General features: G+C 41.2%; 23 protein-coding genes and 1 CRISPR repeat array. Of the genes, 7 read left to right on the top strand and 16 right to left on the bottom strand.

Annotation, left to right across the window (positions count from 1 at the left end):
- The 3 genes from CAL7507_RS27950 to CAL7507_RS27960 all read right to left on the bottom strand — a co-directional run bounded on the left by CAL7507_RS27950 (position 1) and on the right by CAL7507_RS27960 (position 3,709).
- Complete coding sequence (locus tag CAL7507_RS27950) at positions 1-993, bottom strand: ABC transporter (protein ID WP_015131848.1); 993 nt, start codon at positions 991-993, stop codon at positions 1-3.
- On the bottom strand, positions 990-2,543 hold the full coding sequence (locus CAL7507_RS27955) for a sugar ABC transporter ATP-binding protein (protein ID WP_015131849.1): 1,554 nt from the start codon (positions 2,541-2,543) through the stop codon (positions 990-992). The genes CAL7507_RS27950 and CAL7507_RS27955 overlap by 4 nt, the downstream gene beginning before the upstream one ends.
- A gap of 182 nt (positions 2,544-2,725) precedes the next feature.
- Positions 2,726-3,709, bottom strand: coding sequence for an ABC transporter substrate-binding protein (locus tag CAL7507_RS27960; RefSeq protein ID WP_015131850.1), 984 nt, complete (start codon positions 3,707-3,709; stop codon positions 2,726-2,728).
- 176 nt (positions 3,710-3,885) lie between these two features.
- Here CAL7507_RS27960 and CAL7507_RS27965 point away from each other — a divergent pair, with 176 nt between their 5' ends.
- Positions 3,886-4,980, top strand: coding sequence for a LacI family DNA-binding transcriptional regulator (locus CAL7507_RS27965; RefSeq protein WP_015131851.1), 1,095 nt, complete (start codon positions 3,886-3,888; stop codon positions 4,978-4,980).
- 203 nt (positions 4,981-5,183) lie between these two features.
- Here the strand turns inward: CAL7507_RS27965 and CAL7507_RS27970 are convergent, their stop codons facing one another.
- The 5 genes from CAL7507_RS27970 to petE form a co-directional block, all read right to left on the bottom strand.
- Complete coding sequence (locus CAL7507_RS27970) at positions 5,184-6,872, bottom strand: hypothetical protein (RefSeq protein ID WP_015131852.1); 1,689 nt, start codon at positions 6,870-6,872, stop codon at positions 5,184-5,186.
- 218 nt (positions 6,873-7,090) lie between these two features.
- Positions 7,091-8,914 (bottom strand): ABC transporter permease subunit, encoded by a 1,824-nt coding sequence (locus CAL7507_RS27975; protein WP_015131853.1) that lies wholly within the window; start codon positions 8,912-8,914, stop codon positions 7,091-7,093.
- 48 nt (positions 8,915-8,962) lie between these two features.
- Complete coding sequence (locus CAL7507_RS27980) at positions 8,963-9,913, bottom strand: ABC transporter ATP-binding protein (RefSeq protein WP_042342559.1); 951 nt, start codon at positions 9,911-9,913, stop codon at positions 8,963-8,965.
- Positions 9,914-10,001: 88 nt separating this feature from the next.
- A complete protein-coding gene (locus CAL7507_RS27985) occupies positions 10,002-10,181 on the bottom strand; it encodes a hypothetical protein (protein ID WP_042341643.1) in 180 nt (59 codons plus the stop codon).
- Positions 10,182-10,237: 56 nt separating this feature from the next.
- Entirely contained in the window at positions 10,238-10,657 is a 420-nt protein-coding gene (gene petE / locus CAL7507_RS27990; protein WP_015131855.1) for a plastocyanin, read from the bottom strand.
- A 238-nt stretch (positions 10,658-10,895) separates the two neighbouring features.
- On the opposite strand from petE, the gene CAL7507_RS32515 reads away from it, so the two are divergent.
- Positions 10,896-11,048 carry a hypothetical protein gene (locus tag CAL7507_RS32515; RefSeq protein ID WP_015131856.1) on the top strand — a complete coding sequence of 51 codons (153 nt, stop codon included), beginning with the start codon at positions 10,896-10,898 and terminating at the stop codon, positions 11,046-11,048.
- Between the two features lie 78 nt (positions 11,049-11,126).
- Here the strand turns inward: CAL7507_RS32515 and psbV are convergent, their stop codons facing one another.
- The 6 genes from psbV to CAL7507_RS28015 all read right to left on the bottom strand — a co-directional run bounded on the left by psbV (position 11,127) and on the right by CAL7507_RS28015 (position 15,172).
- Positions 11,127-11,618: a photosystem II cytochrome c-550 gene (gene psbV / locus CAL7507_RS27995; RefSeq protein ID WP_015131857.1), complete on the bottom strand. Its 492-nt coding sequence runs from the start codon at positions 11,616-11,618 to the stop codon at positions 11,127-11,129.
- A gap of 110 nt (positions 11,619-11,728) precedes the next feature.
- Positions 11,729-11,944, bottom strand: coding sequence for a hypothetical protein (locus CAL7507_RS28000; protein ID WP_015131858.1), 216 nt, complete (start codon positions 11,942-11,944; stop codon positions 11,729-11,731).
- 232 nt (positions 11,945-12,176) lie between these two features.
- Entirely contained in the window at positions 12,177-13,013 is an 837-nt protein-coding gene (locus tag CAL7507_RS28005; protein ID WP_015131859.1) for a carbohydrate ABC transporter permease, read from the bottom strand.
- Positions 13,010-13,918, bottom strand: a complete 909-nt coding sequence (locus CAL7507_RS28010; protein WP_015131860.1) for a carbohydrate ABC transporter permease — start codon at positions 13,916-13,918, stop codon at positions 13,010-13,012. Before CAL7507_RS28010 ends, CAL7507_RS28005 begins: the two co-directional genes overlap by 4 nt.
- 14 nt (positions 13,919-13,932) lie before the next feature.
- Positions 13,933-14,085 (bottom strand): hypothetical protein, encoded by a 153-nt coding sequence (locus tag CAL7507_RS32520; RefSeq protein ID WP_160166368.1) that lies wholly within the window; start codon positions 14,083-14,085, stop codon positions 13,933-13,935.
- A 148-nt stretch (positions 14,086-14,233) separates the two neighbouring features.
- Positions 14,234-15,172: a hypothetical protein gene (locus CAL7507_RS28015; RefSeq protein ID WP_015131861.1), complete on the bottom strand. Its 939-nt coding sequence runs from the start codon at positions 15,170-15,172 to the stop codon at positions 14,234-14,236.
- A 332-nt stretch (positions 15,173-15,504) separates the two neighbouring features.
- Between CAL7507_RS28015 and CAL7507_RS28020 the strand changes: the two genes are divergently transcribed.
- Positions 15,505-16,116: a helix-turn-helix transcriptional regulator gene (locus tag CAL7507_RS28020; RefSeq protein ID WP_042342560.1), complete on the top strand. Its 612-nt coding sequence runs from the start codon at positions 15,505-15,507 to the stop codon at positions 16,114-16,116.
- A 114-nt stretch (positions 16,117-16,230) separates the two neighbouring features.
- Here CAL7507_RS28020 and CAL7507_RS28025 read toward each other — a convergent pair whose 3' ends face one another.
- Positions 16,231-17,508, bottom strand: a complete 1,278-nt coding sequence (locus CAL7507_RS28025) for an ABC transporter substrate-binding protein (RefSeq protein WP_015131863.1) — start codon at positions 17,506-17,508, stop codon at positions 16,231-16,233.
- A gap of 613 nt (positions 17,509-18,121) precedes the next feature.
- On the opposite strand from CAL7507_RS28025, the gene CAL7507_RS28030 reads away from it, so the two are divergent.
- A complete protein-coding gene (locus CAL7507_RS28030; protein WP_015131864.1) occupies positions 18,122-18,994 on the top strand; it encodes a hypothetical protein in 873 nt (290 codons plus the stop codon).
- Positions 18,995-19,135: 141 nt separating this feature from the next.
- On the opposite strand, the gene arfB is transcribed toward CAL7507_RS28030, so the two are convergent.
- On the bottom strand, positions 19,136-19,549 hold the full coding sequence (gene arfB, locus CAL7507_RS28035) for an alternative ribosome rescue aminoacyl-tRNA hydrolase ArfB (RefSeq protein ID WP_015131865.1): 414 nt from the start codon (positions 19,547-19,549) through the stop codon (positions 19,136-19,138).
- Between the two features lie 42 nt (positions 19,550-19,591).
- Positions 19,592-22,619: a CRISPR direct-repeat array (repeat unit 37 nt; unit sequence GTTTCAATCCCTAATAGGGATTTAAGTTAATTGCAAC).
- A 368-nt stretch (positions 22,620-22,987) separates the two neighbouring features.
- Here arfB and CAL7507_RS28040 point away from each other — a divergent pair.
- From CAL7507_RS28040 to CAL7507_RS28045, 3 genes are all read left to right on the top strand, one after another.
- A complete protein-coding gene (locus tag CAL7507_RS28040; protein WP_236556825.1) occupies positions 22,988-23,149 on the top strand; it encodes a hypothetical protein in 162 nt (53 codons plus the stop codon).
- A gap of 2 nt (positions 23,150-23,151) precedes the next feature.
- Positions 23,152-23,319: a hypothetical protein gene (locus tag CAL7507_RS32525; protein ID WP_160166369.1), complete on the top strand. Its 168-nt coding sequence runs from the start codon at positions 23,152-23,154 to the stop codon at positions 23,317-23,319.
- Between the two features lie 274 nt (positions 23,320-23,593).
- A complete protein-coding gene (locus CAL7507_RS28045) occupies positions 23,594-24,964 on the top strand; it encodes a hypothetical protein (protein ID WP_015131866.1) in 1,371 nt (456 codons plus the stop codon).
- The last annotated feature ends 131 nt before the right edge of the window (positions 24,965-25,095 follow it).

A 25,095-nucleotide genomic window follows, 5' to 3' on the forward strand; every position in this document is an offset into this window, starting at 1 on the left:
TTACCGTCTAGAACGTCTGCGGAGTCTGTCAATCATGACTGCAGCAATAATTACTAGTCCTTTGACGACTAGTTGCCAGAAGTAAGACATATTTAACAGGGTCAAACCGTTGTTAAGCACAGCAATGATTAATGCACCTAGGAGAGTGCCGCCAATTGTACCGATACCGCCTGTGAAACTGGTTCCACCAAGAATAACGGCAGCGATCGCATCTAATTCATAACCCTGTCCTAACATGCCTGTGGCACTATACAGGCGACTGGCACTCATAATTCCTCCCAAACCGGCCATTAATCCACTGAAGCCATAAACAAACAGCAACACGCGATTGACTTTAATACCTGTTAATCGTGCTGCTCGTTCATTACCCCCAACAGCGTAGATTTGTACACCCAAAACAGTCTGTCGCAACACAAACCAACTCACAGCTACAGTCAGCAAGGCAATGATTACCAGCCAGGGAAGGGGGCCGACGTAGCTATTACCTATCCAAGCAAAGTTGATATTCCGGTTAATGACTGTTGTCCCATTGGCAACTAAAAAGGCAGCACCTCGTAAGGCAGTTAGTGAACCCAAGGTGACGATAAACGGCGGTACATCCAAAAAGGTAATCAACGCACCGTTGAGTAAACCCAAAAGCAGCCCTGTCAGCAAACCAGCAGGTACGGCAATCCAACCTAAAGCCGGAAGTAAGGATACTAACACCGCAACTACGGCAGAAACAGCCAAGATTGACCCCACTGAAAGGTCAATACCACCAGTGAGAATCACAAATGTCATCCCAGTTGCCAAGACAATATTAATTGATGCCTGACGTAATATATTGACGGCGTTACCTGCTGTGAAAAAATTGGGACTAAGCAGGGAAAATAAGATACAGATGATTACCAGAATCGGTAAGATACCTGCAACTTGAAGTAAGTTGTTGATGCGCTGGCGTGACTTGGGATGCTCAGTTGGTCTATTGTTGATTGGTCTTAAGGTTTGACTCATGATGCTAATACCTCCGATGCTCCTGTTGCATAGTGCATAATTTTTTCTTGGGTAATTTCTTTGCCAGGACTGTCGTTTAGTTCGCCGACTAACTCCCCTTCTCGCATGACTAAAACGCGATCGCTCATACCCACAATCTCTGCTAGTTCGCTGGAAACCATGAGAATTGCTACCCCTTGGGCGGCTAAGTCGCTGATAATGCGGTAAATTTCGCTTTTAGCACCGATATCTACGCCCCGTGTTGGCTCATCGAGCATTAATACTCTGGGATTAATGGCTAACCAACGCGCCAGCAGGAGTTTTTGCTGATTACCTCCAGAAAGATCCACGGCTCTAATTTCCAAATTGGCTAGCCGGATATGGAAGTTTTCTACTGCGTCCGTGGCAATTTTATTTACTGAACCCCAGTTAACGATGCCCAGGTTGGCATCCTGTTTGAGTCTATTGAGTCCAATATTTTTCCGGGAACTCATTTCTAGAAATAAACCCTGGTCTTTGCGGTCTTCTGGGACGTAGCCAATACCCGCAGCGATCGCATCACTAGGCGAATTAATCTCTAGTTTTTTGCCATTCAGGAAGACTTCACCGCTGACTTTGCGATCAGCACCAAAAATCAGTCGCGATACCTCTGTACGTCCTGCACCAACTAACCCTGCTAGTCCGAGAATTTCTCCCGCACGCAGTTGAAAACTGGCGGGTTTAACTTTACGTCCATCACTCATATTTCTGACTTCTAGCACCACTGCACCAGGATTTTTCTGCCGTTGATGTTCGTAAAAGTCCTGCATGGAGCGACCGACCATCATCTGTACCAATCGCTGGGGAGAAATTTCGTCACGGGTAAGACTGCCGATGTATTGACCATCCCGCAGCACGCTAATCCGGTCAGCTAAGGCATAGATTTCTTCCATGCGATGACTGATGTAGATAATGGCAATGCCATCATGGCGGAGTTTGCGAATCACCTCAAATAAACGCTCAGTCTCGCGGTCAGATAGTGCGGCTGTTGGCTCATCCATCACCAAAATGCGGCTATTGTCCTTCAACGCCCGTGCAATTTCTACTTGTTGCTGTTCAGCGATCGCTAAAGTGCCAACTACTGTTTTTGGTGTGAAGTTAGCCCCCAAGCTGTCTAACACTTCTTGGGTTTCGAGTTCCATCGTTTTACGGTCTAAAAATTGACCCCGTTGCAACTCGCTACCCATAAAAATGTTTTCGGCAACGGTTAAATTGGGTGCAACATTCAGTTCTTGATAAATCAGATTAATACCCGCTTGCCGTGCTGTACCCGGATCGGTAATTTTCACTGGTTGACCATTGATGCGAATCTCACCGTCATCGGCAACATAAGCCCCAGCCAGAATCTTCATCAATGTGCTTTTACCTGCCCCATTTTCACCCATGAGGGCATGAACCTCTCCTGGATAAATGGTGAGATTGACACCTTGCAAAGCCGCGACACCATGAAATCGTTTCGCAATCCCTTGCATTTCTAATACAGGGGTGACGGTTGCCGTCGGAGAAAAATTTGTTTCAATATTTGTTGTCATAAATTGAGTGCTGAGTTGTGAGTGCTGTTAGCGGTAGCGGGGCGTTTAGCCCTTGCTAAGTCTTGAGTGCTGAGTGAAAATTACTAATACTCAATCCCCAATTCCCAGCCTTGTCAATTTCGGATTTTGGATTGGATTTCAATCTAAAATCCAAAATCTAAAATCTAAAATTCCTAATTCCCCTACCACCCTGTCGATGTGCTGACGTTTTCTTTAGTAACCAATTTGGCGGGAATCAAAATGTTGGGTGATTCGGGTTTTTTGCCATGCAAGATGTCGTTACCCACCTGAACTGCTTTTTGGGTCATGCCTCTGGGGTTTTGAGTGGCTGTGGCAGCATATAGGCTGTCTTTAGAGGCGATCGCTTGGATTGCTTCTGGGGCACCGTCAACTCCCACAATGAAAAAGTCTTGACGTTTGGCTTGGTTGGCGGCTAAATCAACTCCCACACCACTAGGATCGTTGATGGCAAAGACAGCATCAATTTTGGGAAATGTCACCAGCAAATCACTCATTACCCTCAGTCCGCCATCCCTACTCCCTTCTGCGTTCTGGTCTTTAGAAAGTAGTTTGATATTGGGATATTTGGCTAACACCTTTAAGCAGCCATCCACTCGCTGAATTACTGAAGTTACTGGCGGCCCGTTGACAATTACTACATTGCCTTTACCTTTCAGGCGATCGGCAATGTATTGGCAACTAATTTCTCCGGCTTGCACATTATTGGTGGTGACAGTAGCATCTACGTCTGCTTCTACAGGCGTATCTACTGCAATCACAATCTTGCCTGCTTGTCTTGCTTGGTCAACGGCTGGTCTGATTCCTTTGCTGTCAGCAGCATTGAGGATAATCATGTCAGTATTAGCAGCAACAAAATTTTCAATTTGGTTAAATTGCTGGTTCAGGTCATAGCCACTAGAAACTACAGTTGCTCTGACACCATCACCACCAATTTTCTTTGCCTCTTTCTCCGCTCCCTGCGCCATGACAACGAAAAAAGGGTTACTTAAATCGCCGAGGGTGACTCCCACAGAGCGTAATTTGACATTTTTGGGATCAGTGTTGGTGGCTGTGTTGCCATTGTTAGGAACGTTTGTGCAGCCGACAACAGTACCACTGACAATACTTAATAAAGTTGCTGCGATTGCAATTTTTTTCACATTCATCTATCTCCCATAACTTATTTAAATTTGCAGAAAATCCTCATCATCTGATGACTCAAACTAATTCTCCTTTCCTGAGAAACCCTTGTTAAATTTGGCTTTCTTAATTTTGAATTAGTGTTATGCACAGGTGTGCATTGCTGATAATTTTTATTCTTGCACACCTGTGCATAAAAAATATGTTAAGTTTATTTACGTTACCTACAGCATTGCTGCAAATGAGTAAACGAAAAATTTCCATTGAAGATATCGCTCGCAAAGCAGGCGTTTCTCATTCCACAGTTTCACGCGCTTTACGAGATAGTCCCCTAATTAGCGCTAAAGTGCGGGAGGAAATTAAAAAACTAGCGCAGGAGATGAACTATGTACCGAATGCGATCGCTCAAAGTTTACTTGCATCACGCACTTATACCGTTGGGGTAGTTGTCACTTCCATCGCCGATCCCTTTTTTGGTGAGCTAGTGGAGGGAATTGAACAGGTTGCAAAACAAGCGGGCTTAAATGTGTTGTTAAGTGCTTCACATGGAGATGTTGACCAAGAAATAGCCGCTATTGAGAACTTTCACTATCGGAGAGTGGACGGGATTTTGGTAGCTGACTCACGGGTTAGTCAACGATATACGCCACAGTTACAGCTATTTACTGTACCAACAGTTCTGATTAACATTGCCACTGAAGCTCAAAGCAAAACATTCCACTCAGTAGCTATGGATGATCGCTTAGGTGGCTCTATAGTCGTAGAACATCTAATAGAACTGGGGCACACTTGTATTGGGTATTTAGGCGTGGGCGATGGTAGCAAAGCAGACCAACAGCGCCTAGAAGGATATCAAATGGCTCTAAAAAAAGCAGGTTTACCACAAAATAATGATTGGATAGCAATTTTTAATCAAGACCATGAAACAATCAACGATATTGATATCGGCAAAAAAATGCTACCGGAACTAGCCGCATCTGGAGTAACTGGCATCTTTTGCTACAACGATATGGTAGCAGTTGGCGCTCTCTTAGCCTGTAAAGAACTAGGTATTTCAGTACCACAAGATTTAAGCCTCGTGGGATTTGACAATATTGGTCTGAGTAGTTACGTTACCCCACCACTCACAACTGTCAGCCAACGCATGGTAGAAATGGGTAATGCTGCTATGAATATGTTACTAGAATTACTGGAAGGGAAAGTTGTAGAAAATCTTCTTTTATCTCCTTTTTTAGTAAAAAGAGATAGCACTACAACTGCTAGTAGATTGAAAAGTTCTGTAATCTCACGGAAGTAGATACCTGTTTTCGGGAATTTTTGTCTGCTGCTTCACCGCTGTGCGTTTACATGAATTGCCCCTACGCCGTGGATATACTTACCATCAAGGAATGATTAATCAAAGCCTAAAACGAAATTAATTTGTACAGTGTATAAGTCCTATAATAAAATCCCCAATTTCTTTGAGAAATCGGGGATTTATGACTTTCGTGCGTCTCTGATTTAACCTTGTGCAAGTAATACTTTTGTTGCTGATTCCCCTGCTTTTCGCAACTTTCGCGTCAGTTGGAATATTAATAATCCGAGAAGACTCCAATGACTAAGAATCGCTATAAATAACGTTATCGCTGATAGTGATTTTCCTTCGGGAGAGATAACCAAAATCGGTGCGGCGATTGTAAATAACCAGAGAAAAGAGTTGTGACTAGAATAAGAATAAAACATCGCTCCAATGATCACTGGTAATACAATTACAGCACCAACTATACCAACACTCCAAAATACCCGATGTTGGTTTTTCATCAACAATGTGAGTTGGACTAAGGCTGCATATAGCATTACTAAACTACCAGCTATAGCTAGAGCATAAAATGCATATATTTTATGGTCAATGCCTAGATTAGGGAGCGAAATGAAGATAATTAAGGAAGTGATCACAATCATGGCATTAATGGCGATCGCTAACAGTCCAGGACTTTTTTCTCCCCAAATTAAATCCTTAAATAACTTGCCATCACCCAACTGCTGAGAACTATACATTTTTCTGTAGCGTGCCCAATCTTGCGATGTTTGGCGATGGGGACTGAGAGCAGCAATGAGATATAAAAACAGCCCAAAATATAATAACAATAGACATGCAACATTTTCAGAGATTAGCTGCATTCTAGGAGAATGCTTAAATACTAATTCTTGCCAATTTGCACACCCTAAAGTAATTACTGTAAAAACAGATGTCAATAAATAACTCTGTTGTTTACTTAACATAGTAGCATTGGCATCACGAAAACAACGTTGCAAAGATTGCCAGATACAATATGTCCCCAAACCATTAATCAATAAAGTAAAGCCTACTGTCGCGAAAAAACTTGCTCCTAATGGTAGAGCAAACCAATGAAAATTAGCAAACGTAGATGAATCAAGAAGTACAGAATTAGGAGTCAAATTATATGGGTTAAACAACCTAAGAATAATTAGTGGATTATCATCAGGCATTTCTGGGATAGTTGATTTTTGAGTTAATAATAGAAAACCTAAAACTACGCCACTCCCCAACCAGGCTTGAAAACCACTAAGCCAAGAACCAACTAAGCCAAATAGCAGCGCCCCGCTATAGTAGAAAAGACTTGTGGTTAGAATAACTGTGTAAAAACTTAAAATCGAAATTAGAGGTATGTTAGCTGACAATCCTGACCACAAATGCAAAGGAATTGCCAGAAATACAACAAGATACATTAAGATGGGAACCCCTAACATTTTACCTGATAAAATGCTTTGAGGTGATTGGGGACTAAGGCGAATAAAATTGAGTGTCTCGCGCCGTTCTTCATTTGCTAAATCATTAATTAGCAAATAGCTTCCTGCTACTAAAAGCGTAAAACAAGCAATAAGACTGAGCGATGTAAATATATCTTGCGACCATAATTGCCAATTAGTAATCACATTGTCCAATTCATCAGTCAAGCATTTTGGATATTGATACCCAACTGCACCTGTACAGTATTTATTGTCATAACCCTTGTATACTAAGTCACGAGTTGGTAGCTGGATTTGGAAACTCATAAGTAGTAAGCATTGGCCAAGGAGAGATATGACTATTGGTAGCAATATATTCCGTGGCTTTAAACGTCCTTTGAGTTCCCGCAACAGTTGAGGATTCCAATCACCTAGTCGATTAATCGAGTTAAATTTCATAGGTAAAACCTTCTGGAAATAGTAAATAGTATGGTGCGTTATGGCGGTTTTTATCTGAGTGCAATACAGTTTGAATGAGGGGGTCAGAATTCAGGAGAATGCCATATTCTGGTTCCTAACTCCTTTGAGGAAGAGTATATTCATTCCTCTGAGAATTTCTATAGCCTACGGCATAACACACCCTACCGGCTAAAAAATTGACTGTATCGATGACTTGCTTAACGTCCTGCTAATAGTGCTTTTGTGCTAGACTCACCAGCCAATCTTACCTGTCTTGTTAACTGGAAGTTTAACAATGCTATGGCACTAAATTCAACGATTAGTGCCATAAAAATTATTGTTTGATCAGCGTACTTAATTGCTGCCCAGGGAAATGTTGAAAATATCCACAATGTAGACTCTTCAGCAGGATTGACACTGAGAAATTGCAAAATCATCGGTGGGAGCAATATTGCTGCAGATACAGTACCAATTGCCCATAAATAACGTTTGCGAGTTTTCATTAGCAGTATCAACTGTGCTGTGGTAGCATAAATCATCATAATGCTGATGAATAAAGCTATTGCTAATAGTGCCTTGATATGCTCAACATGACTCATACTATCTAGTAAAATCCGAACTATTAATGGGGTTGTGGCAATTACAATATTAATAGCGATCGCTACTATTGCAGGACTCTTTTCATCCCACATCAAATCTTGCCACAAAGACTGATGCCAAGAACTGCGACGATGATTAGGATTATCATGTCGATATCTCGCCCAATCTTGTATACTTTGGCGATGAGGTGAGAGCATAGCTATTAAACCAAGTATTAGCAAAAAATTGATGATTCCTAAATTGTACATATTTCTATAATCATCATTATTGTTAATGTTCGGGATAGCAAACCCTAAAATCATCACTTGACTTGAAGCTACTAATAAATAACTTTGTGCTTTGCTGAAAATAGTAGAGTCAGAATTGCGAAAACGGCGTTTAAGTGCTTGCCAAATCCAGTAACTAGATAAGGCATAGTTCACTAAATGTAAGCCAATAATACTGACAAGATTTTTTCCCACTGGTAAATAAAAGAATTGCAATCCTCTTAGTGGCGGACCTTGGTAAACATGAAACAGGTTAGGAAATAGATAATTGGTTATGTCCCAGGGACTAAATAATCTTAATGATAAGATGGGATTATTTAATTCCATGCTAGAGGTTGATGCCATAAACATTGTTATGACTAGAAAAAGTAGCGCTATACTACTTCCCAACCAAGGTTGAAGACCACTAGACGAACGAATAAGCAAACCAAAAAGCAGTGCTGCACTATAAAAGAAAACGCAACTAGCAACTAGCACAAGGTAATAACTAAAAATGTAGCTTAAAGCAATCTTAGCGGAACGCCCAGACCATAAATGTAAAGGGAGCGCTGTGAGTGTGAAGAGATAAATTATAATTGGCACTCCTAGCAGTTTTCCAGTTAAAACACTGGCTTCTGACTGGGGACTGAGACGAATAAAATTTAGGGTGCCGCGATTTTCTTCTTTTGCTAAATCATTAATTAGCAAATAAGTGCCAGCAAGTAATAGTGTGAATATAAAAATCACACTAAACGACAAAAATATATATTCATAGTGGTCTCGCCACCATAATTGCATATTAATTTCGTTGCTAGGGCAAAAATTATTTCCTACATATTGTTGTAAAGCATTAGTTTTTTCTCTAACTTGGATAATCTGAGAATTCAAATTAGCAGCAAGTGTCGAGTCTAAAGGTTTGATTTTCTTGACATTATTTAACTGCTGGTAGAGAAAATCTTGTTGTTTATAGAGTTGGTTTTGTTGATCGATATAACCTTGACTCAGGCGACAGTAAGAGCCAGTTAATGAGTATTTATCACCAGGATAATCCCGTAATTGAAACAGAAAAACTACTACTTGCAGCAGTAGAGATGTAGCAACTGCGATCGCCACATGCAAAAATTTTAAACGTCCTTTAATCTCACGCAATAATTGCGGATTCCAATCGCCGATTTTATCTATTAGATTGACCATCATATAAGCAATTCCACCAATAAATACTAGGAAACATTTAATCTTGAATAATCAAGATGCTTGTTTATGACCCAACTTCAAGAAAATTGTTTCTAAATCTTCTTGGGTGCAATGAAAATCAGTGAGGGGAATGCCATCGGCAACAAGCGATCGCAATAACTCAGCGCAGTCTTCCTGATTACCCGAAAAATTTATCCGTAAACTATTTGTCCCGGAAATTCCCTCCCATCCTTCCACCAAAGGATGATTTCTCAATTTACCTACAACTGCTTCTATATTGCCCAAAGTTGATAACACAATTTGCTGGCGAGAAAGTCGTTGATACAGTTGTTTTAGTGAAGTACTTTCTACCAGGAAACCTAACTCCATAATTCCCACAGAAGTACAAAGTTCTGCTAAGTCACTGAGGACGTGGGAAGAAATTAATATCGTCATCCCCGCTTCTTGCAAAGCTTTGATGATTTCTCGAAACTGCATCCTGGCGATGGGATCTAATCCGGAAACTGGTTCATCCAGCAGCAATAAAATTGGTTCGTGAATAATGGTTCTTGCTAAACTCAAGCGTTGCTTCATCCCCCGCGAGAGGGTAGAAATCATGCTGTTGCGCTTGTTTCCGAGTTGTATGAGTTCTAACACCTCATGTAGGCGTTGGGTGCGGCGCGGTTCTCGCAAGCGATACAAACGGGCAAAATAATCTAAATAGTCCCAGACTGTTAAATCTTCATACAGGGGATAGTCATCTGGTAGATAGCCAAGACGACGCTTGAGGGTGGGGTTACTCTTGTCACGACGTAGGCGATCGCCATTAATATAAATCTCACCCGTAGTTGGTTCTTCAGCTGCTGCCAACATGCGGATGAGAGTTGTTTTACCTGCGCCATTCGGCCCAATCAGTCCGTATACTTCTCCCGCTGCGATTTCTAAGTCAACATCGTTAACGGCGACATGTCGGTCAAATTGCTTAGTCAATCCACGGGTGCTAATTGCTAATTCTTTTACCATAGCGGCTGGGTGGGGCTGTTGATTAATCATTAACCTAGCTTGTTAATACAGCCTTTGTCAGTCTCGTTTCGGAAATAGAAACTAGTTTTTATTCGGAAAATTTTCTTAAATTTCTAAATATCCAGCTAATGCCAAACTGTGCGACTAGTTTGGAGCGATCGCACTGCTCTTTATTTTTCCCATCTGAAGATACAGTGCCGAGCTTGATCCTTACAGTTGCCACGCAGCGGTTGGCAACTTGGGTAAAGATCAGGCTCGGCACTGCCATTCATCATAATTCTGCTCTGGAACCGAGAAAATCATTAGGTATCGAAGGCTCTATGTCTAGCTTTCAACAACAATTTTACCTACCATTCCCGCGCCACGATGAGGTTGGCAGTAGAAAGTATATTCACCAGGAGGTGCATCGACAGGGAAGGTAGTTTCTAGTTTTTGCCCAGGATTGAGCAACAATTTCGTGTGTGAGAGAGATTTTGCTAGTTCTTTGCTCTGAGCAGGATTTTTGGTAGAGTCAAACACAACATTATGGGGAGGAACTTTGTTGTTCACCCATTGAATTGTGTCGCCTGGTTTAATCGTTAAAGTTTTGGGTTGAAACGCTAGTAGTCCTTTATCACTACCCAGTTTCACCTGGTAGGTTTCAGCAGCAGCACTGGGAGTGAAAACAGCGAAGCTACTAACAACTAAAAGGGCTGTCAACACAGCTAAACCAATACGTCGCCAGCTGTCCACAATTAATTTCATGACTCTCTCCTAACAAATAGTCTTTCTCTATCCTCATTTTAAATACAATTAACGCCAAATATGACAATCTGTCGTAGATAATTTTTTTTTTAAAAAAGTGGGGAGAAATTAATAGCAAAAACTCTATAATTTTGAACCAATACTAGATATGCATAAAAGAGTATTTAGGTCAAGACAAAAAAAGAGAAAGAGTAATAAGTGCTGAGTTCTAAGTTATTTAGGAAACGAGGATTAGAGTGTGGGTATTCACAATGTAAACCTTGTCGATTTTGAAACCTGGAGTAGTGCGGGCATCTTGCCCGCTACTACCATTCGGGAGCAAGATGCTCCCACTACTTTGGAAAACTATGGTTCTCAAACTCAAAATAGATGTGGTTTAGATTACTTTTAGTCACTAATCCCCATTTTCTTTGCTCAGAACTCAGCGTGATAGCGCTGAACTACGGTGATTCAGCATTAATTACTAGATTTAGTAATAAATTTTGCCACCTCCCCACTTAGTTCCCACGACTTTGGGTTGTAGGAGAATATGACCAGCGATCGCCTTCAAGTCATCATCTGTGAGATTTCTCATTTTTGTGAAAATATCTGCACTCTTGATGCTGGGATGCACTTCGGAAATCTCTACTTCCCCGTCATAGGTAGTCGGATTTTTCAGATAGTCTACCAAGCCTTCAATATTGTTACGGTTTGGTGTTGCCAGTGCCAAATCTTCTGGTGTGAGTCCTACATTCTGGTTGGTCTTAGTAACGCCCCCAGCATGACATTGGGCACAAGCGTTATTAAATAAGCTTTTGCCTTCTTTGACTTGTTTTAGGCTGAGTACAATAGTCTCGCCGTTATCATTTAATGGCACTGTCCGGGTCGCTGCATCCAATTCTACCGCGCTCGCGCTACCGACAATAAACTGAAAAGTCAGTAAAACAGTAGCTACAACAACGCCAATTAGTCTTCTAAACATGTTTCCCCTTAAAAATTTTGACGCTCAACACAGCTAATTAGCGATGCTCAATCTCCATGTCACTAAGTGCTAATTGCCATCAGCCATTAGCTAAAGCCTGATATAGCTCTTCAGATAACTTGAGTATCACCCACTAAGTCGCTAGTACCTTTTGGGTGTGTTTCAGACAAGATTTGAGAAATAATTGCCTTTGCATCCTCTAACGCCAAACGGGTCTTTTGGTGTTGATAGGCAATTAAGAGTTGCTTGCACAGAGAAAACACTTTTTCTACAGGATTAATGTAGTCTACTGCTATCTCTGCGATCGATAGGTCTGCAAAACTCATAACGCTTGTTAACTGATAGATAGAGATTGAGTCGCTGTAATACCAATATCATGTTCAGAGTGCAATTTGTCGCCTAAAATACGGCTGCCCTTCCGGTGGGGATCAGGGGAGTCGGGAATCGGGGAGTCGGGGAGTCAGGGAATAACTTTTGACTCCCTCCTCCAGACTCCTACCTCCAGACTCCTACCTCCAGACTCCAGACTCCTACCTCCCACCTCCCACCTCCAGACTCCTACCCCTTACCACCTGTGAACGTCACACCTTGAATAAAGTAGCGGTTGAAAAAAGCGTAAATACCTAAAGCGGGTAGAGTGAACACCATAGAAGCGGCCATAATGTAGTTCCAGTAGCTGATGTATTGCCCTTTGAAGGTGTTTAGCCCTAAAGGTAAAGTAAACATTTCTGGTTCAAATAGGATGACTACAGGTAGCAAGAAATTATTCCAACTACCCATAAATACAAAAACCGCCTGTGCTGCAAGTGCTGGTTTGGCTAGAGGTAAAACTATATGTCGGAAAATCCCGAAAGTATTTAAGCCATCAAGTTGGGCGGCTTCTTCTAGTTCCTTGGGGAAATTAACGAAAAATTGCCGCATCATAAAAATGAAAGTGGCATTGACCATACCAGGTACAATCATTCCTTGATAGGAATTCAGCCAACCGATCGCCTTTAATATCAAAAATGTGGGAATCAGGGTAATTTGTGCAGGGACTGCTAACACAGTCAGAATCAGGAAGAACCAGAAGCCTTTGCCGCGAAACTGTAGTCTGGCTAGGGCATAACCTGCCATTGAATTGAACAGTAAGTTGAGTAAAGTAACGCTGATAGCAATTACTACACTGTTAAATAGCCAACGCCAAAACAAAGGCTCTTGTGAGAAAATTTGCTTGTAGTTGTCAAGAGTAAAATTTTGTGGTATGAGATTTGGTTCGCCGCTGACAATTTCTGAGAGGGGCTTAAATGATGCCGAAAGTGCCCACAGGAAGGGAATCAGGGTGATGACGGCATAGAGTGTGAGCAAGATATATAACAGGACTTTGAGCCAAGAAAAGCGAGAGATGTGAGTCAAATTCTTTCGCCTCCAAAAAGCCGCCGTTGAATCAGAGTGATGGCAATGATTACAGCTGCCAATAAAAAGGCGATCGCAGCTGCATAACCCATCTGTAAATTCCGAAATACCGCTTGGTAAATCAGCAACACCACCGTCAAAGTAGCGTTATTTGGGCCGCCAGTACCACCAGAGAAAATATAAGACTGATCAAACAGTTGAAAAGTGCCAATTACCCCCACCGCGATGACAAAGAAGGTGACAGGCCGAAGTAAAGGAATAGTCACATAAATAAACCTTTGCCAGCCATTAGCCCCATCAATTTCTGCCGCCTCATACAGCGACTGGGGGATATCTTGCAATGCGGCTAGGTAAATCACCATATAAAACGGTGCTGTTGACCAAATATTCATGATCATAATGCCCTTGAGGGCGATCGCTGGATCGCCCAACCAGTTATAAGTAGGCAGCCCCACAAAAGCGAGAAAATCATTGAGTAGCCCATCGGTGTTGTAAATCCACATGAAGATGAGTGTGAGGACGGCGGAAGAGGTGACAGTGGGTAAAAAGTAAAGGATACGCCACCAGTTTTTACCGCGAATGCCAGAATTGAGAGTGACTGCTAGAACTAAAGCCAAGATTGTTTGTGTAGGGACAACAATGGCGACATATTCGGCTGTGTTTCTCAAAGCAATCCAAACTCGTTCATCTTCAACCACGCGCGTGAAATTGCGAAAGCCAATGAATTCGTACTCAATTCCCCCCAGCAGTTGGACTTTTTGCAAAGACAGAAACACAGCGTAGAGGATTGGTAGTACGACAAAAGTCCCTAAAACTAGAATGGTGGGTAGCATGAACAGATAGCCACCAAGGTTTTCCGTGATGTTCCATCTGTAGCTCAAGCGTCGCCTGCTGATATCAAACATAACCGCACCTCCGTTTAAACCTGCACAACTTGGTTGTAGCGATGAGTCATGCATGATTTATTAATCGTACTCCGAGAAGGAAAATATTTAGTCTTGATCTTGGGAGGGCGATCGCTGACTAGTTGTGTCGGGATTGGTTGATCTTGATGAACTGGTATTTCAATCACAAATTTGCTGCCCTATTGGAAAACGGCACTTTGTCAGAGCGCCGTTCTTGGTCTTTATTGCTGGTACCATAGCGGTTCTCAATTGCATAGAATACAGCTGTGCCCTATTGTGTATTGCATCAAAACGAGAACCGCTATATCTGATGGCTTAACCGAGTTTAATAATTAACTTCGCTAAACAAGCTGTTCTTTTAAACCATTTCCAAAATCCTGATGCTTTATTCCAACAGCTAACAAACTCGTTGTATATTTTTGTAGCTTGTGAACTTGAGCTAACAACACAAGTAGCCAAAGCTGTCCAATTTTTAGATATAGCTAAACCAACACATGGCGCTGCAACTGCTGCATAGGCGGGAGGTACAACGAAGTTACTAACTTTTTGCAGCATGTCAGAAACTGTATTGCCAACATGATAGTTAACCATTATGTTGTGTTCTGGAACAAAACTTTGGTAGTTTTCCGAAGACTCTTTAAGCAGTTTCAAGTCTTTTTGCGGTGTGTTGATTACAGGTTTGAATAAATCTGGTTGGGTTTTAATATAAATCTGTCTTGTTGGTGGTTCTAGCGAGTTGAACAACTCGGTGCGTTCTGGAACTGATAGTTTTTCTAGAGCAGGCCTATCGATTTTAACTCTTCCTGTTCTAATTTGTTTTTCGATAGCATTTGCCCTTTGTTCAATCTTTCGTAGCCTTGGCTCATTAGCCTTCTCTGCTTTTTCAAATGTATTTAAAGGTTCTATACTGCCTTGACTTCCCTGGGTTTTAGCTAAAGTTTCTGCATTTTTTAGGGCATTATCTAAAGCAGCTTTCACGGCTTGTGCATATTCGATTGTTGCTTTGCTAACTTCCTCTGATTGTTCTTGTGTAAAGACTTGTTTGCTTTCTACTTTGCTGAATAAAGCCTCAATTTTATCTAACCTAGTGGTGGCATTTCTAAGTTGTACTTGTGTTACGCCTTCTTTGACGATATCTGGTTTTATAGGTTGTATTGGTGCTTGGGCAAAAACTTGGACATTTACTAAAAAAATGCCCAAAACTGCAAAAAACATCCATTTCCATTTGATATAAAAATTGAAATTTCTAAACATAAGTTTCTCCTTGTAATCGTCTCGCTTTTGGTGTCTTAGCGACATTTAACCCACTAATCTCAAAGCAATCGCCTCTAAGTAATATTTAATGGATGCATGTAAAAACTGCCACGGTATAAGTTATACTGTGAAACAGTTGTGTTGTGATTTAATTGCGCTTCTGAATCAATCTACTGACAGTATCTTTATGTCATATTTGAAAGTGCCCTGCAATACGTCTTTTTCCGTACTTAATTGTTAAGAAATAGCAATATAAATGGGGAATTGCAGAATTAGGAAGCGTAGTTATGGCTATTAGCTGTCCATTTTTAAATAATTCTGAAAAAACCATAATGCTAACAAACGCAGACCTCAAAAATATCAACACTCAAGCACTAACTCAAATGCAGCAGGAGTTAGTGCAGTTGAGCCGAACTGTAGAGCAGTTAGGTACAATTGTTTTGACAAGCGACCTCAAAGTCTATGTCATGACTCCTAAAGCTTGGGAATTACTGAGAGAATATTTCTCAATTTCGTCAGATGCTAGAACTCATTTGCCAGAGAATTTGCTCAGGTGGATTAGGCATCAAATATCCCAGTTAAACCAAAGTGAAGAGACATGTTCGCTCTGTTTACCATTGCAGTTAGAGCGAGAAGGAAAACAACTGGTTGTGCGTCTGATTACGGAACAATTGGGGAAGCAATATCTACTATTACTGGAGGAGAAAATCCTACACTCACTTTCGGCAGAATTACTTGAGTTGTTAGGGTTGACTAAGCGTGAAGCAGAAGTTTTGTTCTGGGTCACTCAAGATAAAAGTGATAAAGAAATTGCGACAATCTTGAATCTTAGTGCTGGAACAATTAAGAAACACCTGGAACACATATACCAAAAGCTTGGGGTTCAAACTCGAATTGCAGCCGTAATGTATGCTCTTAAGAGCTTAGGGATGCTCAAATGTTAATGAGCATAGATGAATCTGCTTCCTCTTGAAATAAATCAAGAGAATACAGGTTGGCATTGTTGGAGCGATCGCTAGGCTTTCCCTCAAAACTCAAAGGCGCTCATACTCAAACCTTTATTCCATTGCTTTGATTTGCTTATTCGCTTCATTCTGTGCCTTCACCATTGCCTGCTTTAATGGTTGTTGCCCCAATAAGGCGCTAATGAATTGGTTATCAAAGTTGTTGACAATTGCCCCTGGATACTTACCAACTTGCCAGGGCATGGCATAATCAACACCAGCCACAAAAGGCGATCGCAACGGATCTCGATCATAACCCAATTTCTCAGCTACTGATTTACGTGTTGGCAGTGCAAACCCTGTTCCTGTCCACTTCTCCATCCCTACTTTACCTGTGAGATAGGAAATCAGTTCCCAGGCTTCGGCTTTATGTTTTGCTTGTTTATTCATCACGTAGGCAACGGTAAACACCATAGTACCTTTTTTATCGTTAATTGCAGGTATTTCTGCGGTAGCAAACTCCAACTTAGGAAAAGTTTCTGTCAGATAGGGAATTGCCCAATTGCCCTCAATTACCATTGCTACCTTGCTTTGACCAAACATTTCACTACCCGAACTTGTCCCCACATCAGATTTTTGGACAGAGGAGCGGTCTTTTTGATACTGATTTACCACCAACTGCAATCCCTGTAAACCTACCTCACTGGCAAAGGTAGCATCACCATTTTGGTCAACGATTTGCCCACCAAAAGCTTTAATTTTGTAAGCTTGACGCGCTAATTCTGGAACTACTCCCAAGCCATATCTATTGAGTTTACCTGTTAGCTGCTGGGAGTAGGCGCGTAATTCATCCCAAGTTGTCGGCGGATTTGTTAACCCTGCTGTAGCAAAGGCTTTTTTGTTATAAAACAGGGACAGAGTAGAATAGTCTTTGGGGAGACCATAAATTTGGTTTTCATACTTGAAGCTATTGAGTAAGTTCGCCTCAAAGTCTGCTAAGTCGAATTCGGGAGCAATATATCTATCTAGCGGTTCCAAGACATTCTGACTCATCAAAAAAGGAGCTTCCAGAGCATCCAGATAGAAGACATCGGGGGCTGCTTCTCCTACCAAGCGGGTTTTCAGCACATCCATGTATTGGTCGGAAATGACTTCATATTTGACTTTAATCTTGGGGTGCTGTGCTTCAAAGTCTTGTAAAACCTGCTTCAAGAGTTTTTGCTCCACAAGATTACCTCCCCAGCCACTGAGTTTAATGGTAGTTGCGGTTGAGGGTGCGCTGGTTAGCTGTAGATCGTGGTAAGCAATAAAAAAGAGTGCGATCGCAACTACCAGTAACAAAAAGTTAAACAATTTGCGCTTGTTCACATTTTTAGGGGTGGGATTCCCCATCCTTCATGACAATTTGAATGTCGCGATCGTTAATTGAGTAGGTATTATAATACCTATTTTGTATGAAGATGCACATAATAATACCCCCCTGTAGTCCCCCCTTACCAAGGGGGGACGGCGATAGCCGGGGGGTGAATTATATGCAGCTTCACAAAGAAACGGTATAACGATATTTTATATTAGACATCTTATAAAAGTCGATATAGCGGTTTTCATATGAGTGAAATACAGTTTTAAATCGCAAAACCCTTAGGGGCAGGGTTTTCCCGCCCTCGATTGTATTGCATCCAAACGAGAAACGCTATATTGTTTCAATTAATAACGTTTTTATGCAAGACATCGCTCCACTGCATAAAAAAAAGCTCTGCATACCTATCAAGTGAGTGAAAGGTAATTTACAACCAACAACATTCACTTTATTCGGGAGACTTAATACCATTTGGGATTTTAGACTTTCCTGCGGAACGCTGTTCGCGAACGTCGTGAGCGGCACTTCTACAACGCTCACGACGAAGTCAGTTAAACGATTTTGGATTAGGAATCGCCTTCTGTATCTGGCTTATGTGAAGCTATCTGTCGCATTCATTTTTCAAATTGGTATAACTTACGCACAATGAAAAAAATTATCTCCTTACTTCTTTTTTCTGCGATGAGTACAACATGGCTAGGTGTAGAAAGTCTATTTTTACCAAAACCTGCAAGTGCTTGTATCTTGTTCTTACCCTGTCTCAACACATCGGGTACTGGTGCTAGTAATCAAGACTCAAACAATGGAGGTTCATCTGGTTTCGTGGCACAAATCAAGGCGGAAACTCCCTGTAACCAGACAATTAAACTCCAGTTAGACAAGAGCCTTGATGCTACTTTTAAGTTTAGTTCTAACCTACCAGGACAACACCAAATTCAGTTTTCTCAAAACAACGGTAACACCTGGGAAAATTCAGGCGGTAGTGTTAATTCTGGAGCAGTAAAAGTAAATCTTTTGCAGCTAATTAATGTTTCTAAAAATTGGCAGTGGCGGGTAGCTCAGGGAAAGAAAATTAGCAACGTGTGTAATTTTAGTTTGGAAAGCGGAACAGTTGTACCAGCACCAGTGCTGATATCTCCTAGCAATCAGCAGTCTTTGGTTTTTCAATATGGCACGGACAAACTCACCTTTAATTTACAACCAGGGATAGGTTCATCAGCAAAATATTTTGATACCGAGTTTCAATATTACACTAATGGTTATTGGAAAAGTGCCAATATTGGCATCACAACACTCAAGCAACCCACCTCTGTTTTAGTCGGTTCGCTAATTAATACATCCATGACTTGGCGCTGGCGGGCGCGGACTCAAGCAGGTAATTTGTTTCAACCTCTATGGTCAGATTGGGCTGAATTTAAGCTTATCAAGAGTGGGAACTATTCTGAAACTCCCATAGCACCTTTTCCTCCTGGTAGTAAGAACAGCGGTTCTCAGTTGAGAGTCATTCCCAATTTTTGACCAATCACCTGGGTATAAAGAATGGGTGAACATCATCGGTATAATTAAAATCCTGCTTGACTAATTGTCATGCTTCTAGCAGTACGAAAGCTTAACCAAATTCATATAGGCGATACCTGCGACGGGCGTAGCCATCGCATTTTAATCAATGACCTGCCTTCTGGTAGATTTAATTTGTCCGCGCTTAGTTTTACTGTCAAGACGTTTTTTTTGAGAGCTGCGAGTTGGTTTCGTCGATTTGCGTTTTTTCTTCAGTGTAATGGCGCTTTTAACCAGTTGTTGAAGTCTATGCATTGCCTCCTCTCGGTTCTGTTCTTGGCTGCGGTGTTCTTGGGCTTTGATCACAACGACTCCCTCTTGAGTAATGCGTCGGTCGTTTAGATTCAAAAGCTGTTCTTTGTAGAAAGCGGGTAATGATGAAGCCTCAATGTCAAAGCGTAAATGGATAGCTGTAGAAACCTTGTTGACATTTTGACCACCTGCACCTTGGGAGCGAATCGCGCTAATTTCGATTTCGCTATCGGGGATGATGATTTTGTGAGAAATTTGGAGCATAATTTAATATATAGCGTTATTAGTGCTACCTGCTCGCTGAAAGTTTCAATCCCTAATAGGGATTTAAGTTAATTGCAACTTAAAGCAGAGTTTCGTCATAAGGATAAATCCTGTTTCAATCCCTAATAGGGATTTAAGTTAATTGCAACATTCTGTGCAATTTGATTGTTTGGGGTGTAACTGGTTTCAATCCCTAATAGGGATTTAAGTTAATTGCAACATAGATGGTGAGTGGTTCCCGTGTGAGGGAATCATGCTGTTTCAATCCCTAATAGGGATTTAAGTTAATTGCAACTTGATAGCTTTTGTAGCGCGCTGTTGTCAGAAAAGTATCCTGTTTCAATCCCTAATAGGGATTTAAGTTAATTGCAACATAACTCTGGAGTCCAGGGATACGCCCTAAGATTGTTTCAATCCCTAATAGGGATTTAAGTTAATTGCAACATATTGGAGTTTGCGCGATCGCTGGATAACGGTTTGTTTCAATCCCTAATAGGGATTTAAGTTAATTGCAACAGGCTTAAAACATGGCTGTCACAGCAAGGAGCAATTTAAAAAGTTTCAATCCCTAATAGGGATTTAAGTTAATTGCAACAGGTGAGGTTGTATGTTGGTAAGCTGCGATATAGCGTTTCAATCCCTAATAGGGATTTAAGTTAATTGCAACTATATGAGATACTGACTTCATCCGCGCTACCTGAGGTTTCAATCCCTAATAGGGATTTAAGTTAATTGCAACAGTCCTGCTATGAGCGTTTACGCTACGTTTTATCTGTTTCAATCCCTAATAGGGATTTAAGTTAATTGCAACTCTGCAAGACAGTTGAAAAACAGAGCGGCACCCACTATGTTTCAATCCCTAATAGGGATTTAAGTTAATTGCAACTTATAACATTCAGTAAGTGTACTGAGTGCAACAAGTATGTTTCAATCCCTAATAGGGATTTAAGTTAATTGCAACTCTTTTTCGATCCTTATCTGTGGTGTAATCTGTGTGTTTCAATCCCTAATAGGGATTTAAGTTAATTGCAACATCTAGAGAAAGAGCTTAAGGATCTAGGGTTGGACGTTTCAATCCCTAATAGGGATTTAAGTTAATTGCAACACAAAATGACATACTGGACTGCGGCTTGAAGATGTTTCAATCCCTAATAGGGATTTAAGTTAATTGCAACAAGAACTACTCGAAGACCTTGTTTTTTGGAAAGAAAGTTTCAATCCCTAATAGGGATTTAAGTTAATTGCAACTCTTTGCTACAAGGTAATCACAGAAGCTTACCCCGTTTCAATCCCTAATAGGGATTTAAGTTAATTGCAACTATTGAAGCTGGGTACGTTGTTGCTAACAGTGTAGTTTCAATCCCTAATAGGGATTTAAGTTAATTGCAACAATTTGATACTTTCTACTTCCCCCTTTAGTCGCCCCCCAGTTTCAATCCCTAATAGGGATTTAAGTTAATTGCAACCAGTGAATTGAGTGTGAACAACATGCACAGTATCAAGCTCAGTTTCAATCCCTAATAGGGATTTAAGTTAATTGCAACTCCAAGCGGTAGTCATCGCCCTGCAAGTATTAGTGTTTCAATCCCTAATAGGGATTTAAGTTAATTGCAACGCAGCTGCCACTAGCGGAGCAGTGCCAAGCGGGGTTTCAATCCCTAATAGGGATTTAAGTTAATTGCAACAGTATTGCTCTCGCAGCTCATGAAAACCACCATCAGTTTCAATCCCTAATAGGGATTTAAGTTAATTGCAACTATCAGCCCAGCGGTGCCCAGGGCGAATATGCGGGGTTTCAATCCCTAATAGGGATTTAAGTTAATTGCAACTCAGTGCGTGCAGTATTGATGGCTCTTTTTTTGGTTGGTTTCAATCCCTAATAGGGATTTAAGTTAATTGCAACGATTTTCCTGCTCTTTCGCCCAGCTTATCCAAGCGCGTTTCAATCCCTAATAGGGATTTAAGTTAATTGCAACTTAGCTTCCATTCCAGATTTATTCTGTGAATATGTTTTGCCTGTTTCAATCCCTAATAGGGATTTAAGTTAATTGCAACTCCCCTGCCTGCATCCCCTTCTTTTCACTACCAAAATGGTTTCAATCCCTAATAGGGATTTAAGTTAATTGCAACCCGTAGCTTTGTGAGCTATCGATTTGCACTAGAAGTTTCAATCCCTAATAGGGATTTAAGTTAATTGCAACCTTAAGGTATTTAAAAACATTCTGTGTACGCGTTTCAATCCCTAATAGGGATTTAAGTTAATTGCAACATGCTAATGAGTAACATGGGATATCAGTACCAAAGTTTCAATCCCTAATAGGGATTTAAGTTAATTGCAACTTTGCAACACATCTTTAAAGCTAGCCACAGATGACATGTTTCAATCCCTAATAGGGATTTAAGTTAATTGCAACGAGGAAGTCTGGGAGATTATGGCAAGGAAAAAAGTTTCAATCCCTAATAGGGATTTAAGTTAATTGCAACAATACTCAAGGTTCAACCCAAGTCTGGTAGCAACGGTTTCAATCCCTAATAGGGATTTAAGTTAATTGCAACCCCTGGCTTGCAAACTTTCTTCTTAGCAGTTGTACTGTTTCAATCCCTAATAGGGATTTAAGTTAATTGCAACCTCGCAGAGCAAGGCGAAATCACAGAAGATTTTAAAGGTTTCAATCCCTAATAGGGATTTAAGTTAATTGCAACCCTTCTATTAGCAGGTTAAGATTTATGATGGAAGTTTCAATCCCTAATAGGGATTTAAGTTAATTGCAACCTCCTTCCAGAAAACAAGGTCTTCAAGCAGTTCTTGTTTCAATCCCTAATAGGGATTTAAGTTAATTGCAACGTAATAAGATAAATTCTCTTGTCACTGCTATCTATTTAGTTTCAATCCCTAATAGGGATTTAAGTTAATTGCAACACCTGTATGTTAAATCTGTTTCTACAGCTGCCTCAGTTTCAATCCCTAATAGGGATTTAAGTTAATTGCAACTAAGGACAACTTTTGCAAGCAACCTTGATGTACTTCTCCCAGTTTCAATCCCTAATAGGGATTTAAGTTAATTGCAACCGCCAGCATCCAGAAGGCTTGGTATATTCGGTTTTCAAGGTGCAGTTTCGTCAACCTGGACATAAGATAGCTTTCGGGAGGTTGGGTTGTCAAGGTGTCCGAGTGGGAAATAAGCTCAAAAGCATTTGCAGTAAGGGTTTCAGATTTGGTGTCAACATCTTTGATAGTGGAATAGAGTTCAAAGCTAGTCAGGTAATGGTTTTGAGGCACAAAATTTGCTCCTTGCTCAAAAACACCTAGTGGTTGACACCAAACTCAAGCAGAAAAGACGGTGGTAAGCGACTGCGGCATTTAAGTTGCATATTTTATTGTGTAAACCATTCACTGTTGACTGTCAACTGTCAACAAAGAAAAATGATCAATGGCTTTTGGCTCAAGGAGAAGATATTGTGCCAATTCCTGGTACAAAACGCCGCACTTACTTGGAGGAGAATATTGCAGCTACCGAAATTATCCTGACTGAACAAGAGTTGAATCGCCTGGAAGCAGTTGCACCCAAAAATGTAGCAGCAGGCGATCGCTACCGGTAACTATGAATATAGGCGATCGCCTTAATGGAATATGGCAGAAGTTCGATAAAATCAGGCGATCGCTACCGGTAACTATGAATATAGGCGATCGCCTTAATGGAATATGGCAGAAGTTCGATAAAATCGGGCGATCGCTACCGGTAACTATGAATATAGGCGATCGCCTGTAGCGGGCATCGCCATTTTCCAAAACAACTAATCCTCCCACTCTTCATCTATTTGGGGTGCTTTGTCTTCAGATCCTCTTCCATAATTTTTCTTTTTAAAACCCAATCCCCATCCCTATTTCCCAGTTCCTTTAAATCCTATTGCCTTATCCCAGCAACAATTATTTACGCCAAGTTACTTATCACCCTGGCGGGTACTGCCGTTATCTAGAATTTTATTGCACATTGAATTCATGGATTGATTTCCAAATTCAATAAAAGACGGAGAAACTTTCCCATGAACAATGAGCAACAACAAAAATTTGTCCAGTCTATTTATGATGGAATATTTAGTGGATTAACTGAAGCTCCTCCTGGAGAAAAACCTATTTACGATCGCAAAAAAGTCTTTATGACTTTTGAAAAAGGCGGACGGCGGCTAAATTCTGCAGATTACAAAGATCCTTGGTCTCCAGGAAATTCTAGTGGTAGTAAAACTGCAACGATCAACTTTGCCAGACTAGCAAACGAAGCGCCTGTACTCCAGCCGATGCATACCGTCAGTGGTGTCCGCATCTCTGATGTCTATCGCACTATCCTGAATGCTCAAATTACACCAAAACCCGTAGATCCCAAAGCACAAAAAGAATATGATGAGGCTCTTAAAGTCTTAACCACCGAGACTAAGGATGAAGAAACGGGTGAACTAGACAGAGTCAAATCGAAGCTCGTCAGAGATTACGAAGCTAACCTGACAGCCTACTCTTTAACCCTAGCTAAATATTACCAAGCCTACTTTGAGGCTATGTCAACACCGGCAGGTAGAGCCAGTTGGCCTCTGGTTGGTTCAGCAGCTAGAACACCTGTGGAAATTGCTTATAACGCTTGGCGCAGCGGAGAAGCAACTAAGGTAGAAGATGCACAAGCAACCATTGAATTCTCTTCTCGCAACCAAGTTGGTAAAGCATTTGCTGTCGCCAAACAAATGTTTGATACCTACGATAGAGAAGCGAAAGAATTGGAAGTTGGCAATGTAGACTTGAGAAGTCGTGCAATGCCCTCCGATTGGGCTTCTTCCACTGCTGCACGAGATTGGCCTACTAGATCATTCTCGTCCAGCAGCGTAGTAGTTAAGCAAGACTCTGATTTTAGTCGCGTTGGTGGCGGTGCTAGCTTCAGTTTTGGGATTTTCTCCATCGGTGGTAGTGGTAGTACCTCTAGTTCTCGCGAATCTCGCAGTGTTGAAGCCAGCAATTTGAGTGTCAGCTTCAAATACTCCCTAGTGACGTTTGATCGTCCTTGGCTGACTCAACTCCTCTTGGATTTACCCGGTTGGAATTTAGGACAGATTCCCCCTGGCAAATTCTCCAACGGTACAAGAAACAACAACGTAGGCAGTCTACCGTTGATTCCCCAAGCGTTCATTGTGACTCGCGATTTGACTGTCAAAGCTAATTGGAGCAAGAACGACATAGAAATCATCAAAAAGGCTACTAGTGGTTCTGCATCCGTTGGTATTGGGCCTTTCTCTATCGGTGGTGGTGGTGGTTCTAGTTCCAGCAGTTCCACTACGAAGTTTAACGCAGCTACGGGTGAAATCTTGGTTCCATCACTACAAATCATTGGTTGGATTAATACCATTGTGCCGTTCTGCCCACCTAGTGCGTAATCAGTTATCAGTGACTTGTACTGAGCGTAGTCGAAGTAACAGTTAACAGTTATCAGTAAATCCCCATCAATAATCAGTGAAGAGTGAATATAGGACTCCTATTTGATTTTTGAACTATACGTAGGGGAGCC

Source organism: Calothrix sp. PCC 7507, from assembly GCF_000316575.1.
Taxonomy (GTDB): domain Bacteria; phylum Cyanobacteriota; class Cyanobacteriia; order Cyanobacteriales; family Nostocaceae; genus Fortiea.

What these genes read in the sequence shown, in the direction of transcription:
- CAL7507_RS27980 (WP_042342559.1), bottom strand. Translation starts at nt 9,913, where the DNA reads ATGGTAAAAGAATTAGCAATTAGCACCCGTGGATTGACTAAGCAATTT.
- CAL7507_RS27975 (WP_015131853.1), bottom strand. Translation starts at nt 8,914, where the DNA reads ATGATGGTCAATCTAATAGATAAAATCGGCGATTGGAATCCGCAATTA.
- psbV (WP_015131857.1), bottom strand. Translation starts at nt 11,618, where the DNA reads ATGTTTAGAAGACTAATTGGCGTTGTTGTAGCTACTGTTTTACTGACT.
- CAL7507_RS28045 (WP_015131866.1), top strand. Translation starts at nt 23,594, where the DNA reads ATGAACAATGAGCAACAACAAAAATTTGTCCAGTCTATTTATGATGGA.
- CAL7507_RS27970 (WP_015131852.1), bottom strand. Translation starts at nt 6,872, where the DNA reads ATGAAATTTAACTCGATTAATCGACTAGGTGATTGGAATCCTCAACTG.
- petE (WP_015131855.1), bottom strand. Translation starts at nt 10,657, where the DNA reads ATGAAATTAATTGTGGACAGCTGGCGACGTATTGGTTTAGCTGTGTTG.
- CAL7507_RS28025 (WP_015131863.1), bottom strand. Translation starts at nt 17,508, where the DNA reads ATGGGGAATCCCACCCCTAAAAATGTGAACAAGCGCAAATTGTTTAAC.
- CAL7507_RS28020 (WP_042342560.1), top strand. Translation starts at nt 15,505, where the DNA reads ATGCTAACAAACGCAGACCTCAAAAATATCAACACTCAAGCACTAACT.
- CAL7507_RS27950 (WP_015131848.1), bottom strand. Translation starts at nt 993, where the DNA reads ATGAGTCAAACCTTAAGACCAATCAACAATAGACCAACTGAGCATCCC.
- CAL7507_RS28010 (WP_015131860.1), bottom strand. Translation starts at nt 13,918, where the DNA reads ATGTTTGATATCAGCAGGCGACGCTTGAGCTACAGATGGAACATCACG.
- arfB (WP_015131865.1), bottom strand. Translation starts at nt 19,549, where the DNA reads ATGCTCCAAATTTCTCACAAAATCATCATCCCCGATAGCGAAATCGAA.
- CAL7507_RS32525 (WP_160166369.1), top strand. Translation starts at nt 23,152, where the DNA reads ATGAATATAGGCGATCGCCTTAATGGAATATGGCAGAAGTTCGATAAA.
- CAL7507_RS28015 (WP_015131861.1), bottom strand. Translation starts at nt 15,172, where the DNA reads ATGTTTAGAAATTTCAATTTTTATATCAAATGGAAATGGATGTTTTTT.
- CAL7507_RS27985 (WP_042341643.1), bottom strand. Translation starts at nt 10,181, where the DNA reads ATGGCAGTGCCGAGCCTGATCTTTACCCAAGTTGCCAACCGCTGCGTG.
- CAL7507_RS28030 (WP_015131864.1), top strand. Translation starts at nt 18,122, where the DNA reads ATGAAAAAAATTATCTCCTTACTTCTTTTTTCTGCGATGAGTACAACA.
- CAL7507_RS27960 (WP_015131850.1), bottom strand. Translation starts at nt 3,709, where the DNA reads ATGAATGTGAAAAAAATTGCAATCGCAGCAACTTTATTAAGTATTGTC.
- CAL7507_RS27965 (WP_015131851.1), top strand. Translation starts at nt 3,886, where the DNA reads ATGTTAAGTTTATTTACGTTACCTACAGCATTGCTGCAAATGAGTAAA.
- CAL7507_RS27955 (WP_015131849.1), bottom strand. Translation starts at nt 2,543, where the DNA reads ATGACAACAAATATTGAAACAAATTTTTCTCCGACGGCAACCGTCACC.
- CAL7507_RS28000 (WP_015131858.1), bottom strand. Translation starts at nt 11,944, where the DNA reads ATGAGTTTTGCAGACCTATCGATCGCAGAGATAGCAGTAGACTACATT.